Source organism: Enterococcus ureasiticus (assembly GCF_001730285.1).
GTDB lineage: Bacteria > Bacillota > Bacilli > Lactobacillales > Enterococcaceae > Enterococcus_L > Enterococcus_L ureasiticus.
The window spans coordinates 313,389-329,508 of record NZ_MIJZ01000012.1; the positions used below are offsets into that span (position 1 = coordinate 313,389).

Annotated in this window: 18 protein-coding genes; 6 read left to right on the forward strand and 12 right to left on the reverse strand. The window is 34.4% G+C overall.

What is annotated here, in order from left to right:
* The first annotated feature begins 213 nt into the window (after positions 1-213).
* Positions 214-900, forward strand: a complete 687-nt coding sequence (locus BCR21_RS07410; RefSeq protein ID WP_069645848.1) for a 4'-phosphopantetheinyl transferase family protein — start codon at positions 214-216, stop codon at positions 898-900.
* Positions 901-943: 43 nt separating this feature from the next.
* Here the strand turns inward: BCR21_RS07410 and BCR21_RS07415 are convergent, their stop codons facing one another.
* From BCR21_RS07415 to BCR21_RS07435, 5 genes are all read right to left on the reverse strand, one after another.
* On the reverse strand, positions 944-2,185 hold the full coding sequence (locus BCR21_RS07415) for an MFS transporter (protein WP_069645849.1): 1,242 nt from the start codon (positions 2,183-2,185) through the stop codon (positions 944-946).
* A gap of 135 nt (positions 2,186-2,320) precedes the next feature.
* The gene (locus BCR21_RS07420; protein WP_069645850.1) at positions 2,321-2,521 is read right to left on the reverse strand and encodes a hypothetical protein; all 201 of its coding nucleotides are present in this window, start codon (positions 2,519-2,521) and stop codon (positions 2,321-2,323) included.
* A 20-nt stretch (positions 2,522-2,541) separates the two neighbouring features.
* Entirely contained in the window at positions 2,542-2,763 is a 222-nt protein-coding gene (locus BCR21_RS07425) for a hypothetical protein (RefSeq protein ID WP_069645851.1), read from the reverse strand.
* Positions 2,764-2,841: 78 nt separating this feature from the next.
* On the reverse strand, positions 2,842-3,528 hold the full coding sequence (locus tag BCR21_RS07430) for an ABC transporter permease (protein WP_069645852.1): 687 nt from the start codon (positions 3,526-3,528) through the stop codon (positions 2,842-2,844).
* Entirely contained in the window at positions 3,525-4,247 is a 723-nt protein-coding gene (locus BCR21_RS07435) for an ABC transporter ATP-binding protein (protein ID WP_240488076.1), read from the reverse strand. Before BCR21_RS07435 ends, BCR21_RS07430 begins: the two co-directional genes overlap by 4 nt.
* 235 nt (positions 4,248-4,482) lie before the next feature.
* Between BCR21_RS07435 and BCR21_RS07440 the strand changes: the two genes are divergently transcribed.
* Both BCR21_RS07440 and BCR21_RS07445 read left to right on the forward strand, forming a co-directional pair.
* A complete protein-coding gene (locus BCR21_RS07440) occupies positions 4,483-5,070 on the forward strand; it encodes a TetR/AcrR family transcriptional regulator (RefSeq protein WP_069645854.1) in 588 nt (195 codons plus the stop codon).
* Positions 5,071-5,092: 22 nt separating this feature from the next.
* Positions 5,093-5,329: a hypothetical protein gene (locus tag BCR21_RS07445; RefSeq protein ID WP_069645855.1), complete on the forward strand. Its 237-nt coding sequence runs from the start codon at positions 5,093-5,095 to the stop codon at positions 5,327-5,329.
* A gap of 130 nt (positions 5,330-5,459) precedes the next feature.
* Here BCR21_RS07445 and BCR21_RS07450 read toward each other — a convergent pair whose 3' ends face one another.
* Complete coding sequence (locus BCR21_RS07450; protein ID WP_069645856.1) at positions 5,460-6,908, reverse strand: glycoside hydrolase family 1 protein; 1,449 nt, start codon at positions 6,906-6,908, stop codon at positions 5,460-5,462.
* A gap of 163 nt (positions 6,909-7,071) precedes the next feature.
* Here BCR21_RS07450 and BCR21_RS07455 point away from each other — a divergent pair, with 163 nt between their 5' ends.
* On the forward strand, positions 7,072-7,869 hold the full coding sequence (locus BCR21_RS07455; RefSeq protein ID WP_069645857.1) for a MurR/RpiR family transcriptional regulator: 798 nt from the start codon (positions 7,072-7,074) through the stop codon (positions 7,867-7,869).
* Positions 7,870-7,912: 43 nt separating this feature from the next.
* Positions 7,913-8,515 (forward strand): hypothetical protein, encoded by a 603-nt coding sequence (locus BCR21_RS07460; protein ID WP_069645858.1) that lies wholly within the window; start codon positions 7,913-7,915, stop codon positions 8,513-8,515.
* Positions 8,516-8,564: 49 nt separating this feature from the next.
* Here BCR21_RS07460 and BCR21_RS07465 read toward each other — a convergent pair whose 3' ends face one another.
* The 3 genes from BCR21_RS07465 to yeiL form a co-directional block, all read right to left on the reverse strand.
* Positions 8,565-10,850 carry a glycosyl hydrolase family 18 protein gene (locus tag BCR21_RS07465; protein WP_069645859.1) on the reverse strand — a complete coding sequence of 762 codons (2,286 nt, stop codon included), beginning with the start codon at positions 10,848-10,850 and terminating at the stop codon, positions 8,565-8,567.
* 312 nt (positions 10,851-11,162) lie between these two features.
* The gene (locus BCR21_RS07470) at positions 11,163-11,870 is read right to left on the reverse strand and encodes a winged helix family transcriptional regulator (protein ID WP_069645860.1); all 708 of its coding nucleotides are present in this window, start codon (positions 11,868-11,870) and stop codon (positions 11,163-11,165) included.
* Positions 11,871-12,216: 346 nt separating this feature from the next.
* The gene (gene yeiL, locus BCR21_RS07475) at positions 12,217-12,891 is read right to left on the reverse strand and encodes a transcriptional regulator YeiL (protein ID WP_084013261.1); all 675 of its coding nucleotides are present in this window, start codon (positions 12,889-12,891) and stop codon (positions 12,217-12,219) included.
* Positions 12,892-13,314: 423 nt separating this feature from the next.
* Between yeiL and BCR21_RS07480 the strand changes: the two genes are divergently transcribed.
* The gene (locus tag BCR21_RS07480) at positions 13,315-13,941 is read left to right on the forward strand and encodes a YczE/YyaS/YitT family protein (protein WP_069645861.1); all 627 of its coding nucleotides are present in this window, start codon (positions 13,315-13,317) and stop codon (positions 13,939-13,941) included.
* A 55-nt stretch (positions 13,942-13,996) separates the two neighbouring features.
* On the opposite strand, the gene BCR21_RS07485 is transcribed toward BCR21_RS07480, so the two are convergent.
* The 3 genes from BCR21_RS07485 to apf all read right to left on the reverse strand — a co-directional run bounded on the left by BCR21_RS07485 (position 13,997) and on the right by apf (position 15,827).
* Positions 13,997-14,785, reverse strand: a complete 789-nt coding sequence (locus tag BCR21_RS07485; RefSeq protein WP_069645862.1) for an LssY C-terminal domain-containing protein — start codon at positions 14,783-14,785, stop codon at positions 13,997-13,999.
* A gap of 23 nt (positions 14,786-14,808) precedes the next feature.
* Entirely contained in the window at positions 14,809-15,021 is a 213-nt protein-coding gene (locus BCR21_RS07490) for a hypothetical protein (RefSeq protein ID WP_069645863.1), read from the reverse strand.
* 230 nt (positions 15,022-15,251) lie between these two features.
* The gene (gene apf / locus BCR21_RS07495) at positions 15,252-15,827 is read right to left on the reverse strand and encodes an aggregation-promoting factor (protein ID WP_069645864.1); all 576 of its coding nucleotides are present in this window, start codon (positions 15,825-15,827) and stop codon (positions 15,252-15,254) included.
* Between the last annotated feature and the right edge of the window lie 293 nt (positions 15,828-16,120).

Genomic DNA, 16,120 nt, shown 5'->3' on the forward strand with positions numbered 1-16,120 from the left:
ATATGATATTTTCGTTTACGCGCTTACCAGTGAATAAAATCACATGAATATTCAGGTCGATTAATTCAAAGTTTATTTAAAATTCAACTAAATGTCAAATTTATTTCTTTTAAAATAATTAAATATTAATAATAAGAAAAACAAACTTGACTTTCACCGGTATGTAAAATATACTTACGATAATTTACTTCCATTATTATTATCGAGGTGCATATGTTACATACAGTTATATTAAAATTAAATAACTCACTAAATTCTGACATTTGGTCGAAGTGGTTTCACTTACTTGAATTAGAAAAACAAAATAAGATAAAAACCTTAAGATTTGCTGATGATCGATTGCGTTGTCTTACAGCTGGAATTCTTTTACGATCGATGTTATTCAATCATTGTCAAGTATTACCATCCGAGTTAGTTTTCTCAACGAATAAAAAGGGAAAACCATTCTTAGTTTCTCATCCAGAGTTATTTTTCAATCTGAGTCATTCTGGCGATTATGTTTGTTGCTCACTAAGCAGCTCTCCTGTAGGCGTAGATATTGAGAAGATGGAAACACTTGATATTGAAAGTATTGCCTCCTATTTTTCAATTCATGAAAAAAAATACATCTGCTCCAAAGATACTGAACAAGAACGCTTAGATGCCTTTTATTCTTTATGGACACTAAAAGAAGCTTTCAGTAAATATATAGGCAGTGGATTATCGATTCCCTTGGATACTTATTCTTTTTTTCTAAACAAAAAAAAAATTTCTCTTTCCACCCAAATAAAAAATAATGCTCACTTTCACTCTAGTAGCATTGGTGATCAATATAAACTGGCTCTTTGCTCACCCATTCTTTCTGAAAATATTGAAAAACATTTAACTCTGACTGAATTTATTAAAACCATTCCCTTTTAAAAAAAGCACAAAAAAACAGCCTCTTTGGAAGCAAGCTGCTTTTTTATTGATTAAAATTTTTAAATGAATTCCTGGAAAGATAACTCACTAAAAGCATGACCAATCCCGTAAATAGAAATAAAATATAAACTGAATTTGAAAATATCTCGAATAAAAAACCATAGACTGCTTGAGAAAGTGGCTGCGCACATAAGCTTAAAGTCGTAACGTATGACATTACTTTTCCAACTAATTGAACAGGTGTATTGGCTTGAATATTTGAAACAACAAATATAGAAAATAAGGTAAACAATACCTGTAAAAGCATGATTGTTAATGTAAATAATACAAAAGTTAATGTAGCAGGCAAATTGAGCATAAAAATAATTCCCATAACTAGAACCAAAAAACTGGATAAGCCAACGATTAAGTAACTATTTTTCATATTCAGTTTTTTAGCTAGCACACCAACCATAAGTGCACCTACAATTCCAGCCAAAGAAATCAAGCCTTGGTTGATCCCTAAATACTGACTATTCAACCCTAATACAATTCTGATGATATAAGGAATACCAACAAATAGCAGACCCGAAATAAAGAAGCTGATTGCACCTAAAATAAAAATGATTTTTACAATAGCAGGTTCTTCTTTTCTAATAAAAACCCAACTTTCCTTTAAATCTTTGATTACCGTTGCAATTGCTCCATTTTCAAATTTGACTACTAAAATCGGAATTTTAATAAAACATTCTACGCAGGCAGCACCAAAGAACAAGAGAAAGCAAATAACAAATATCCACTCGATTTTTACTAAACTATATAAAAATCCAGCAAGTATGGGCCCTACAAAATTTGCAAACAACTGAATTTGATTGACAACCGAGTTTGCTTTTAGTAACTTATCTTCTTTAAATAACAATGGCATACTTGATTGAACGATCGGAGTCTCAAATGCCGAAACAACTGACATTAACAATAAACACATCGCAACCATCGCTATATTCGCCTTTGAAACTACTGCAAAATAAATCAAAACCGCAATACACGCGTACAAGCCATCCATAATGACCATCATATTTTTTTTATTAAAATTATCTGCTAACACACCGCCAATTGGTGAAAAAATAATTGTGGGGATAATCGATATCGCTAAAAGAGTACCGAATAATGCAGCCGATTTTGTTAAATCTAAAATATACAGAGACAGAGCAAATTTCATCACAGAATTTGCTAAAACAGATAATGTTTGTCCCATAATGATATAAGCAAAATTTCTATTCCAAATCGCATGACCTTTAACTTCCATATTTTCCTCCTAAATTTAAAAGTGTAACCGACTCTGACTGAAAAGTAGGGAAACGGTAAGCAACACTTTTTCCCTCACTTCATTTTGGTCTTTATTCCAAGTAGCAAGCCTACCAAACCAGCTATTTTTCTATTATTATTTTGTATTCACTAAGAAAATATTTACTCCAGCTAATACACACGGTATTAAGAATCCCCATGAAAATTTCAAACAAATAATGCTTATTACCACAATAACCAGACTAATAACAGAATATTTGTTTGTTACTTTTGGCAACTTCACTTTAACGCCTAAATTTTGGCCGATATTTTCAAAAAAGCGAGTCAATTGATCCATTTCAAATCAGTCCTTTCTCTCTATAATAAGCTAGTTAACAGCTGTGCACCTTGTGCCAGAACAATGATACTTCCACCCCAAATCAAGACTTTAGAAATATTTTTGTTCTTATTTCTTTTCGCTAAAATCAATCCAATAATAAATAGTACGATCCCTAGAATAATTGCCCCACTCCATATATAAATTAAGACTGATCGATCTGGAATTGTAATAAACGAATTTTCTGTAAGTTTGTTTCGCATAAGTTTTACTCTCCTTAATATAAAAGCATAGTAGATGCATCCAATGTCAATTGAACAGTTTTGCCTACAAGCTAGACTTTACATTTCTTTAACTAACATTGAACGATAGGTCACGATCACCAATCCTACACTAACCGCCCCTAAAAATAATGAAATAATAGGAATTCCCAGTAATCCAGTAGGATATGCTTGAGAATTAGATCCAATCACCACAATGATTAATGACGAAACGACGGTTGCAATAACCGAAACGTTTTTCATTCCGATAAATAACGGCAAAAAACCAAGACAACTATTTGAAATAAGTACGATCAGTAATGACCCTAGATTTTCTGAAGCAAATGTAACAAATGACAATCGTTGACTTAACAAATAAGTACTTCCCCCCTGAAAGAGTGTTGAGAATAAAGCAAATGCTACAGTTAATAGAAAAACAAGTAGAAATTTTGCTAAAATCAATTGCTTTTTACTGAATGGATACGTAAATAATACTGTGATTGTTTTTGATTTGTACTCTTCAATAATGATTTGGACAATTAAAATTGCTTGCCAAACGATCAATATAGCCCGTGTAATCAGTAAAGCTACCTCTGATGTAGTCAGTTGAACCACATTACCGATTGGATTGATTTCACTTGCTGGACCAGCTAATAATGTCGCTGTAAAAACGGAAAGTAAGAGTACAATGATATTCATTACAATCAGTGAGATGATCTGACTTTTCACATTGATTTTTTTCAATTCAATTTTCAGCAATTTCATCATATACTCACTCCTTCTTTGACCAAGGATAGGTAATATTCTTCAATCCCCACACCCATCTCCTCTATTGCTATTTTACTGACTTCTTTGACTAATTTTCCTTTCGCGACGATACCGATCGTATCAGCTATTTTGAATACTTCAATCAAAATATGGCTGGAAATCAAGACTGTTGTTCCGTAGGTTTGATTAATGGATAAAATCAAATTTCTAAAATCAATAATTCCTTCTGGATCCAACCCATTTATCGGCTCATCTAAAATCAATAACTCTGGTTCATTCAAAAGGGCACGAACTAGCCCAAGCCGTTGTTTCATTCCTACTGACAATTGATCGATTTTTTTCTTTTTTTCATTGATCAAGCCAACGTTCTGCAATACATTGTCTATGTTACCTTTAAACTGTCCCCCCATATAATCACAATGGAGCAGCAAATTTTCTTCCACCGTCATATTCTCATAGAAGACAGGCATTTCAATGATACTACCTAGTTTTTTATACTGCTCCACAGACTGAGGCATCTGTTCACCAAAGAGATAAATTTCGCCACTATTGGGTTTTACAAGATCAAAAATTGATTTGATAATCGTTGTTTTTCCAGCACCATTTGCACCTAGTAGCCCATAAATCACTCCTTTCTTCAATGAAAGGGATACGTCATCTAAAACAAGTTGTGTTCCAAATGATTTCGTCAACTTTTTGATTTCCAATACATTATCCACTAACAATTCCACTCATTTCTTTTTTGAATATTTCATTATGAATATTCATAACTTTATATTCATAATAGTGCCAGCATTTTTTATTGTCAAGTGTTTTTAACATTTTTATGTCATCCTCTGATTTTAATCAACTTCCATAAGAACAAATATAACAAAAACTTGACAAAATATTTTTTTAATCTACAATTATGAATATTAAGACAAATATATTCAAAGGTTAGAAAGTAGGCTAGTAATGAAAATAGGTACTAAGGGATTTTCGGAAGAAAAGAGATCAGAACTAAGAAATACTCTATGCATGGAATGTGAAAAAAGCTGGGGTATCAATGGGTATAAGAAGACAAATATTGCTGAATTGACGTCGAAATGCTCTATCTCTACTGGTGCATTTTATTTATTATATGGAACAAAAGAAGACTTATTTGTTGATACCTTAAACAGAGTACAGAACCGTTTGAAAACAAACTGGCGCACTATTTTAAATGCCTCCCCTTCTAAAGAAGGATTTGTTGAAGCGATGAAATTTTTGTTCAGAGAATATAAAAATTCACCTTTTCTTTACGATTTCTCAAATCCTGATTTTTTAGCCTTTGTTGGGAAATTACCGCCTAACCTCATTGCTGAACTTAAAACGGATAACTGGAAGTTTTTTGAAGAAGCATTACAGATTGCCAATTTAAACCTTAAGGTAAGTCCTAAAAAAGCTTTTGAAATTATCAATACCTTATTAAGTATCATTATTATTCGTGATAGAGTAACGGATGATTTTGAAAGTATTTTTGAGTTTATTTTAGATTCTACCATTAATAACGTGATTGAATAACCACATACGAGGAGGAATAATGATGTTATCTGAAATTAATTCTAATTTGAACAAAGTCAACGATTCATTACATGTAAACGTTTCTTTACCCAAACCCAGTGAAGAACGTATAGCCAAAGCTTCTGCTGCTAACTTCATATTAGGAACAACAGCGATTTGCTATGGTTTGATGACCAAAAAGAAACGTTATTGTTTAATGGGTGGACTTTCTCTTTTATCTGCTTGGATTTTAAAAGAAGAAATAGAACAAGATAAGTAAGTCATCCTTATAGTTTCCACTTTCTCTACGAAAAAATGGACCAAAACGATTATCGTTTTAGTCCATTTTTTTATTTTTATCTGCTATTTTTCTAGTCAGTAGATATTTTGATTGCTTCCTTTTGTATCGTTTAGTCTAAGTCAGCTCCATTTGTTTCAATTACTTTTTTATACCAGTAGAAAGAATCTTTGCGAGAACGATCTAAACTACCTTTCCCTTCATCATCTAAATCAACATAGATAAAGCCATAACGTTTGGACATTTCACTTGTACTTGCACTAACTAAATCGATACAGCCCCACGGTGTGTAGCCCATCAAATCCACGCCTTCATCGATGGCTTGTTCCATCTGCTCGATATGACTTCTTAGATAATCGATGCGATAACTGTCATGGATGCTGCCATCTGCTTCAACAACATCTTTAGCCCCTAAGCCATTTTCTACGATAAACAAAGGAACTTGGTAACGATCATACAGCTTATGCAAAGTTACACGAAGTCCAACTGGATCGATTTGCCAGCCCCAATCGCTTGCTTCTAAATATGGATTTTTCTTAGAGCTAAGAAGATTTCCGCTTGTCGTATCCCCATCTTTTTTATGAGAAGCGATACTGCTCATGTAATAGCTAAACGACATAAAATCAACCGTTCCTTCACGTAAAATTTGATCGTCACCCGCTTCTTTTTTGATGGTAATATTATGATCACGGAAAAATTTATTCATATAGCTTGGATAGTAGCCGCGAATTTGGACATCTGAATAAAATAAGTTATTATGGTCACTATTTACACTTTCCATCACATCTAGCGGATTACAGGTTTCAGGATAAGCTTCCATTCTCGCTAACATACACCCAATTTGTGCATCAGGAATGATTTCATGACACGCTTTGACTGCTAAAGCACTTGCGATAAATTGATGATGTGCTGCTTGATATTGGGCTTGCAACATGTTTTTCTCTCCATCAGCTAAAATACCACCACTTAAATAGCCTGTCATGCCGATGATATTGATTTCGTTAAAGGTCAGCCAATACTTCACTTTGTCTTTGTAACGATTGAACAAGACACGGGCATAACGTTCAAAAGCTTCGATCGTTTCACGACTTTCCCAACCATTTTGTTTAAATGCTAAACCTAAAGGAAACTCATAATGAGAAATCGTCACTAACGGCTCAATATCATATTTCAAACATTCATCAAAAACCGCATCGTAAAATGCGAGACCTGCTTCGTTTGGCTCTAGTTCATCCCCATTTGGAAAAATTCGCGGCCAAGAAATCGATAAGCGGAACGTTTTGAAGCCCATTTCGGCAAATAATGCGATATCTTCTTTATATCTATGATAAAAATCGATGCCATGACGTTTAGGATAAACACCTTCTTTATCATTCATCGCAAATTCGACGTCTGCTTTTGTTGTGGGTTTCAACAATTCTGCCATACTAATACCATTTTCTTTGATAAAACGTGCTGTATCAGCCGTTGACCACCCTTTACCATCTTCTAAAAATGCTCCTTCAAATTGATTGGCCGCAGTTGCGCCGCCCCATAAAAAATTTTGTGGAAATCCACTCATATTTTTCCATCCTCTCGGTCATTGATTTAGTGTATAATTGATTTAATAAACTTATCTTAACACGAGAAGATGCGAAGTTATTTTTATGTTTCTTGCGTGATTTTCATTATTTCGATCCATTTTCATACTTGTGAAAATGAATTATCTTAAAGGAGTTTTTTTGATGCTTGATCTATTTGATTTTCTCCATTATTTAAATACAAATAAACGAGATGCAACCTATTCACGAATCATCATTTATCTCTTTTCTCATCTCAATGAAATTCGGACACTAACCATTACCGAGGTTGCGGAACGTTGCTTTGTCTCACCAGCAACGCTAACACGATTCTGCCGTCACTTTGGGATATCAAGCTTTGCTTCTTTACGGGAATCTTTGGTTTCTTTGGGAACAATGAAAAAACACAGCGGTTTACGAATGAAAGAACAAGAATTAAGTGATCTAAAAAGTGATCCTAAGGGCTATCTTGCCTCTTATGGAACCGAAATTATCACAGCAATCAACGATGTTCAGCAAACAATCGATATTGAGCAAGTCGATCAAATTTTGGCGGATATCCATCAAGCAGAAGAAGTTGTTCTGATCGGCTACAGCTCAACATTGGAACTAGCAAAAGACCTACAAACTTCTTTTCTACTAAGTCAAAAGCTGATTTTTGTGGGTGAAACTGAGGAAACACAGCAAGCTTTTGTTACAGAGCTTAGCGAAAAATCAATTGTGATCGTCATTTCATCTTACGGTTCACTACTTAACCGCAGTAGTGACCTAATGAGAAAAATCAGTGATAGTCCAGCTAAATCGATTCTTTTAACGCAACATACACAAAATACGCTGACCACTCAATTCGATCTGTCCGTTAATGTGACTACAACAAATTATGTGCGTATCGGTAATTATCCGTTAACCTTTTTTCTAGATTATTTTGCACGTCGGTATGCCAGTTTATATCAAGAAATTTAGGTAAAATCATTTATGCATTAACTATTAAAAAAAGGAGAAAAATATGGGGTTATTTGATTTTTTTAAACACACAGAACCAAAAGATGTCATCAATTTAGATGAGGAAGTAGCAAAAATTGTCGCAATCTATGAAACCTATCCTGAATTTCCAGCGATGTCGGAAGATCGAAATGTGGATGAATGGCTAGAATCGATTGCCAAAGGTACAAGTAAAATTGTTCCCAGAGAAAGCATGATCCGTAATGAAGATGGTTTACTTCCTGGCGAAGTGATTATACTCGATTGGGTCAATGGAAAAGATTCTACTACTGCAATTTTTCCGGAATTCTTTGAAATGGAGTTAGGGATCGATCCAGTAGAAACAACAAATGAACTGCTTTTTGCTGACTATTTAGATATTTTGAATGATGCTTCGGTTATCAATTCTTGGACTTTGTTTCAATTGAATGAGGTATTGAAAGAAAACGGATTAACTAAATGTGACACCAAAGAACAAGCCGTTCAATTACTAAAAAAAGAATTTACTACTGATTATATTCTCAATATGGTCGATCCTGGCATTTATATTTTAATGGATAAAGGACAAAAAATTGTTGGAAAATATGCGGATGTTATTCATGACTATTTAGACACTCCGCCAAAATAAAAGAGAAGCTGGACTAACATTAAATGTCGGTCCAGCTTCTTTTTTATTTTTATCCAACTAACTCCCAAGGACCCCATTGTTCTGTTCCTGGTACGTTTCCTTGCGTCCACCATTTTGCTTTGTATGTTTTACCTTGGTAGGTTACAACATCTCCGCCATTATAAGCCTTAGCTGCATCCCATGCATTGCTTACAGGAGGAGTTGTGCTTTCTTTTGTTTTCACAGCGACTGAATTGCTATCTGCTGAAAGATTTCCCGCAGCATCATACGCTTTCACTGTGTAATTATAAGTTGTATTCGCGATTAAATTTGCATCCGTGTAGCTTGTTTCAGCAACCGTTCCTACTAATACACCATCACGGTATACTTTGTAACCAACGAGCTTCACGTTGTCAGTAGAAGCTGACCAGCTTAATGCAGCACTATTTTCGGTAACTGTTCCAGCAACTAGATTTGCAGGTGTTGTCGGTGGTGTTGTATCTGTCGGATCTGGATTGACTGCTCCTCCACCATAAATCGTTTGTTTGCTAAGTTCTGCACCATTTTTAGCAATCCGCTGAGTCAACGCAATACTGCTGATACGATTCACATCAACTGCGGCTGCACTAGACTTCAATCTAAAGGTATAACTTGCACCTTGTGGAATTTGCTGTGCATCGTATACAGAAGATAAATCGACCACTACATTACCATTTTCTACCGTTACGGTTCCTGCTTTATAATCACCTGCTGTCAACGTTTCTGCTGCATTGACTGGGATATATAATTTTGGTAATTTCACCGTTTCAAAAGCTGCTTCAACTGCTTTTAAAACATCTCCTGTTTCTCCAGAAGTTTCATTATTTTTGACTGTTATTTCATAACCAGCGCCATTTTCACTATATGGTGTAATCGTTGCTTTGACATTTAAGTCTGCATAAACAGTTTTATTTGCTTGTAGAGCAGTTGAACCAAATAGACCTGTCTTGATCGCTTTCGTTAATTCGTCACGTTTCGTTGTATCTGTCGCTTTATCTTGTGACTGCATCCATGAAATCACGCCACCTAATTGGTTGTTTTTCACATATTCTGCTTTATAACCGATTGAACGAGGATTGTCATAGGTATAAAATTCGCCAGTTTTTTGATTGTACATGTAAGGCGCTTTAGCTACATCATCCCAATATTCTTTTAAGTCAGGTGATTTCACTTTAAGATCAGCAATATTACGATAAGGCCAAACGCCACCAGCACGTCCGCCATCACCTGATTTTAATGGATTTTTATTATTGGCACCATAGGTTGGTGATAAATCTGCATCTTTATTATTTTTTTCTGCGGCTTGGAATAAACCAGGATGAGCTGCGTCTGTCCCTTGTGCTACTTTGTTCCAGCCACGAGTATAGAAAGCTGCTCCAATCACGATTTTACTTGATGGTGCACCATTTGTTTGCAAGTATTTCACTGTTTGATCGACAGAAAATCCACTCGCATAATTGGGATCTGCTGGATTGCCATAAAGCGCGCTATGATGTGCACTGTTCGGTGTCCAAGCACCGTTCATATCATAGGTCATCACATTGGCAAAATCGATTACTTTAAATAATTGCGCAACATCTACACCATTTTTCAAGGTATTTTGTGAAGCAGGTAAGGCAACTGAAAGTTCATAGGTCTTTCCTAAATCTTTTCCCTGTTTGTCAATTGCTGTACGAATATCTTGTAAGAGTGTGATAAAGTTTTGTTTGTCTTCAGGTTTTGCATGTGGTGTGCCTTCGTCATTGGTATTATCAACCTTATCCGGTTCACGAACAGAAGCAGGATATTCCCAATCTAAATCGACAAAGTCCATATTTGTATATTTGATGAATTTAGCAATATTGCTGACAAAATTCGCTCGAATCGCAGGGTTCGCTGCCACATCAGAAAAATCACCTGATTTAGACCAGCCACCGATTGAAATACCAATTTTTAAGTTAGGGTTTTTCGCCCGAATATCTTGAATGGCATTTAAAACACCTGCACTGGCACTATTCCACTGAACACCCTCTTGCCCAACAGGTGCGCCAACTGCTGCATCTTTGTCTGTAAATTTCAAATTACCGCTGCTGTCAAAATCTAAAAAAGCATAGTTTAAATGAGTCAATTGATCTGCTGGAATATCTTTAGGATAGAAATTATCTTCCCCACCCCAAATCGACCAATCACCATAGTACATTACATTGCGGTATTGCGAAGGTTCTGCCGCTTCCACAGTCTTACTTGGTACTAACACGGATAAGGATAAAACTAAACTAGAAACAACAAGTACTAGAGCAGACAAAACATTTACATTTTTTCTAAATACTTTTTTCAAATTCTCCACCTCGTTTTAAGTTTTATTGTGCAGTTTAACCGTACTTAATGACTCTCAGCTTTCTTCATGTAGCAAAAAGAAAACTGTTTTTACTTTTGACTAGCACCTCCTGTTGTTCTTTTCATTTCACTTCATAATAATATAACATTTCGCGTGAAAGCGCTAACGATATACATCTTTAAAAAATATTTTTTTATTATTCAAAAAATATATCGATTAAGTAGATAGCAAAATGTGAGAACAACCTAAATGACTCCCAAGTAACGTCTGTAAAAAATAAACTACCTTGAAAGTCATTTTTACTTTGTTTGATCAATTAACCAACATGTATCCTTTTGAGCGTACCGTTCGGATATATATTGGTTCGAAAGAATCGTCCTCAAGTTTCTTTCTCAAATGAAAGATCAAACTAGCCACTCGATATTTTTTATCCCCTTTTTCTTTTCCCCATATGTTCATATATAGTTCTTCATAAGAAATTGCTTCACCTTTTTTATCACTCAACAATTCCAATATTTTAAATTCTGATTTAGTTAGTGCTATTTCGTTTTTTTCTCCAATTTTCACTGAAAAATTCGTAGGAATCAATTCTATTTCAAAAGCCTTTTCTGCTTCTGTTGACTGCTTAGTACGTTCATTTTTACCCTGATTTACCTGTCTATCTGATCTTCTTTCCAGAGTCTTTGTAATAAACAAACAAAATTCATATGCATCTGTGTGACTGTCAAAAGTGGTATCTGCCCCAAATTGAAGATGAATGACCCGCTTGACTTTCGTTGACTCCTCAGATAAAACCCAGATAAAACAATTCGATAAACTTCTTACTTTGATAATTAATTCGCATGTCAGACCAATATCTTCTAATCCTGATTCGATGATAATTACAGCGTTCATTTCAGATATTCTTTCGTCTAATTCACCAGAATCAATTTGATGAACCAAATATCCCCCTTCTTTTAATTCTGATATACATTCTAATTTATTAATCTCAACTTCGTTTACTACAGCTATGTTAAACATTTTTACTCCTTTTTAATGATGATTTAGATTTTATTTCACGTATCACAAATTTTTTCAAAGCATTTTCAATTATTTTCTTTCTAATAATTAGTATAAAAAAAATAGAGCACTTTTATTATTAAAATCAAGTGTAAATATTATCTTTTTTTGATAACGTTTATATTCCTTGTTCTACTGAAAAAATAATCCAACTTCCTTATAAAGTAAAAAAAGTCACTCTAAGAATAGGTGTGACTTTCTTCTTATAAATTTTTTTGAAGTAAATCTTGCTTGAGAGTATCTCTTCCTCTTTGTCTGCTTAAAAAAAGAAAAACATTGGGTATCAGCACGTCATGTACTCTATCTTTCAATATTCGATCAATCCTGTAGCTAATTCTTTTAATTTATCTCGGTTTAACTGATAGTTTTTGCCCTGCTTTGTAACCAATCCTGCTTTTTGAAACTCGGTCAGAGTATAAATCAAATGTCTGTAACTAACACCGAGAAACTCAGCAGTTTCTGTTTGTTTCTCTGCGTATATTCCTTCAACTTCTGTTTGCAGCATGTAAGCAGATAAACGATATTTTAGTTCATAATTTTGATTATTTGAAAAGTGTTCCACTCTTGATAAGACTTTTTCACCTAAATATTTGGCAATAATTCTCAGAAAATGGTTATCATTCAATAATTCTTGCTTTATCGCATGATAAGGTAACATTAGACAAATACACTGATCAATTGCTTGTACATCTTTGACTTGTTCTTCCACTTCTAATAGAGAAAGTTCACCGATAAAATCGCCTTGTCCTAAAAATTGTATCAGAGAACGTCGGCCATTTTCGTGTATTTTATAAATTTTAGCTCTGCCTTCGATCAAGAAAAAAAGATGTTCTACTTGTTTATCAAATCGAACAATATATTCTTTTTTATCATAAACACTAAGCTTGGCATGTTGTAACAATGCATCTGAAAAGTAGTCACGTAGACTAGTTACGCTTCCTCCAGTTAATTCAGCTAGTTGATCTAAACGATATGTTTTCATTTCTCCTCCTTAAAACATGAGATATCTCCTATTATTATGACTGACTATCCAGTAAATTACTACTAAGAGGTAGTTGGACTTCATTATTTTTCTGTAAAATTTGAGTGATATTTGATTCATCTTTTATAACGTCTAACTTCTCAGGCTAAGCGAGTCGGTTCAGCTTTTATACTATCTAGCTTCTCAGGCTAACCGTTTGGTAAAAAGATAAAATAGGATTGTGCAAAAAGCGCACTCGCCCATTTTCCTATTTTTCCGTCAAGGTTAAACGAGCCGGTTCAGCTTTTATGTTATCTAGCTTCTCAGGCTAACCTTTCGGTAAAAAGATAAAATAGGATTGTGCAAAAAGCGCACTCGCCCATTTTCCTATTTTTCCGTCAAGGTTAAACGAGCCGGTTCAGCTTTTAAATTTAGGAGGTTATTATGAAAAAGGTTTTGTCTTCTCTTTTCTTTTACACACTTAGTGGAATTGGGATTAGTTTCACTCTAAAAGCCGATATTGGGGTCAGTAGTTTCAATTCATTGAATGTTGCTATTGCTCAGATTAGTGGCATCCAAGTTGGCACAGTCACTTTTTTATTGAATAGCTTATTTTTGATTCTCTTTATTTCATTATCAAAACAAAAGCAATTCTTCAACTATTTATTGATGTTCCTTTCAATACTGTGTCTGGGCAGTATCATCAACTTCTTTTCATACACCGTATTGGCACCTTTACGTTTGGATAATTATTTTCTTAGATTAGCCATTTTTGTCTTTGGTACGTGTGTGTCAGGTGTTGCTACTGGGATGGTCGTTTCACTGGGCGTTTTGCCATTTCCTATCGAAAGTGTCTGTATTGCCTTATCAGAGTTGACAGGGCACTCTTTCGCCAAGTTTAGATACGGTATTGATTTGTTCTCTGTCATCGTTTCATTCGCGCTTTCATTTATTTACGGTCTACCAATTTTTGTCAGAGAAGGAACGCTTATCAGTTTGTTCTTATTATCTGGGGTTATTTCTAAGACAAAGGCAAATTACGAAACCTATTTACTCAATCAAAAAAGTTAAAAACAGCAAAAAAACGGAAGAAAAGTAAAATCATCTCTTCTTCCGTTTTTTGTTATTAGTCCATTTTAATAAAAGGCAATGCACCGTCAGTAAAAATTTCATCACCACCGCCGTTGCGACCATGATAACTGGTTGTAAAGTGTTCCACTACTTCAATTGAAATTGATTTATTCGATTGTTTGAATGTTTCTAGTACAAAATCCCGTTCTTGATCAACATCTGAATTGATTTTATGTGTGACTTGCCCTGTAAAAAATGAAAATCCAACTTTTTTATCATAAGTTGCAGCCCCTAACCAATCTGCTTCTCTTCCTCCAGGTAAATACCAGTTATCAGGTGTTTTCCAAACGCGGACATGATGTCTTCTTCTTGGATTATTTTCAATTTCTTTTTCAAATGCTAGATCCTGTTTTTTATTAAATAAAAATAAGGAACTGACCGGTGCGCTAGGATAAGATTTTCCAAATACACTTGCCGTGACCATGTGCAAACTAGAACGTAATGACAAGGGTTCAGCTTTTGTCCAGCCAGAGCTTAAAAAGAGTTGTTCCAAATCAGCTTCTGATCCTGTAAAAGCTATATTGATAGGATCACCAAGCAATCCATCACTAGTTCTAGAGCGACCAATAAAATAATCTGGCAGATAGCGACCTGTCAATAATTTATTAATAAAAGGAATCACCAGATAAGAGCTAAATAACCATAAAATAATGTACAAAAAAATATGGATTTTCCTTGTTAAAATTTCTGAGAATAGTGACTTATAAACTAAATAACCTAAAATAATGATAAAAATAAACCGAAATAATCTAAAAATACTGTTCAGTAATGTTTGCTTTTTCATTTAAATCCTCCTAATTAAAATGGTTATTGTTCTTTTTCCTCTGGATCATACGGAATATACTGACTGTAATTATCCAATTCCCCTTCAAACACATCATTGGCAAAATTACTATAAGACCCTACACCCATCGTTCCTATATCCGTACTTGTTTCTGTCATGTTATTCATGATTTTTGCCTTGTATTCTGCAGCGGTGATTACTGCTCCTGTTTGGAGATTTTTATAAAATTTAGGCATTTCCCTTCATCCTTTCTTGAACAGAGTCCTTTTAATTAAATTATACCACTTCTTATATAAGGTCTCCTAATATCACTTAGGTTATTAAATAAAAAAACAACTGGGATATAACTCTTAGAGTCATATCCCAGTCATATGGAATCTAGATAAACAATGGTGAAACGAAATATCCTTCGATTCTACCTTCACTTTAAAAGCTCTATAAGACACTCATGTTTGGTCTATTTTGCTTAATACCAACCATTGGCCATCCAGAATGCTTGTGCTGCTTCCCATGAACCATAACGTCCTGCCACATAGCTATCTGCTACGCTTTCTTGGTTGGCTTCTGAGTAATCTCCATTTAGGTAAGAAGCATCTAATTGATATCTACCGATATATTTACCATTAGTTGCACTATAAGAACCGCTAGATTCTTTTTGTGCGATCCATTCTTTTGCAGAAGAGGTAGTCGCAGCAGTTGTTGATGTAGCTGGTGCTTCTTCTACAACTGGTGCGGCTGGTGCTTGCGTTTCCTGTACAGGAACTGCTGCTTGTTTTTGAGCTGGTGCTTGTACCGTTTCTTCAGCAGTACGGATCGTTAACTGTTCTCCTTCAAAGATCATATTTATATTAGAAATATTATTAACTTTTGCAATTAGATCGATCAAGCTATTGTCTCCATTAAATTGGTGAGAGATAGTAGATAATGTATCACCAGATTTTACTGTATATAAGCTATCAGCGTGCGCGTCAGTCGTTCCCATAAAAATTCCAAATCCTGCAGTCAAAGTTGTTGCTAATAAAATCGTTTTAAGTGATTTCATGTTGTTTCTCCTTTGTAAAAAATATTTTCGTCGTTTGTTTATCGACTTTGCATACTTTAACATCTAAAAATATTTCATAGGTGAACATACAGTGACAATTCGTTACGAGTATTTTCGTTGCGTAACAGTCTGTAAAAAACAAGCAGCAAAACACCTGTTCCCACTGGATTTATGTTTGATTTTAAGAATGGAAAAAAACATGATTTTTTCTGAAATTTTCAATCATTCAAATTAATAACGAATGTAATGTTACAAAAATCTAGAATTGTTACAGATTTTCTACCTAATTTTTC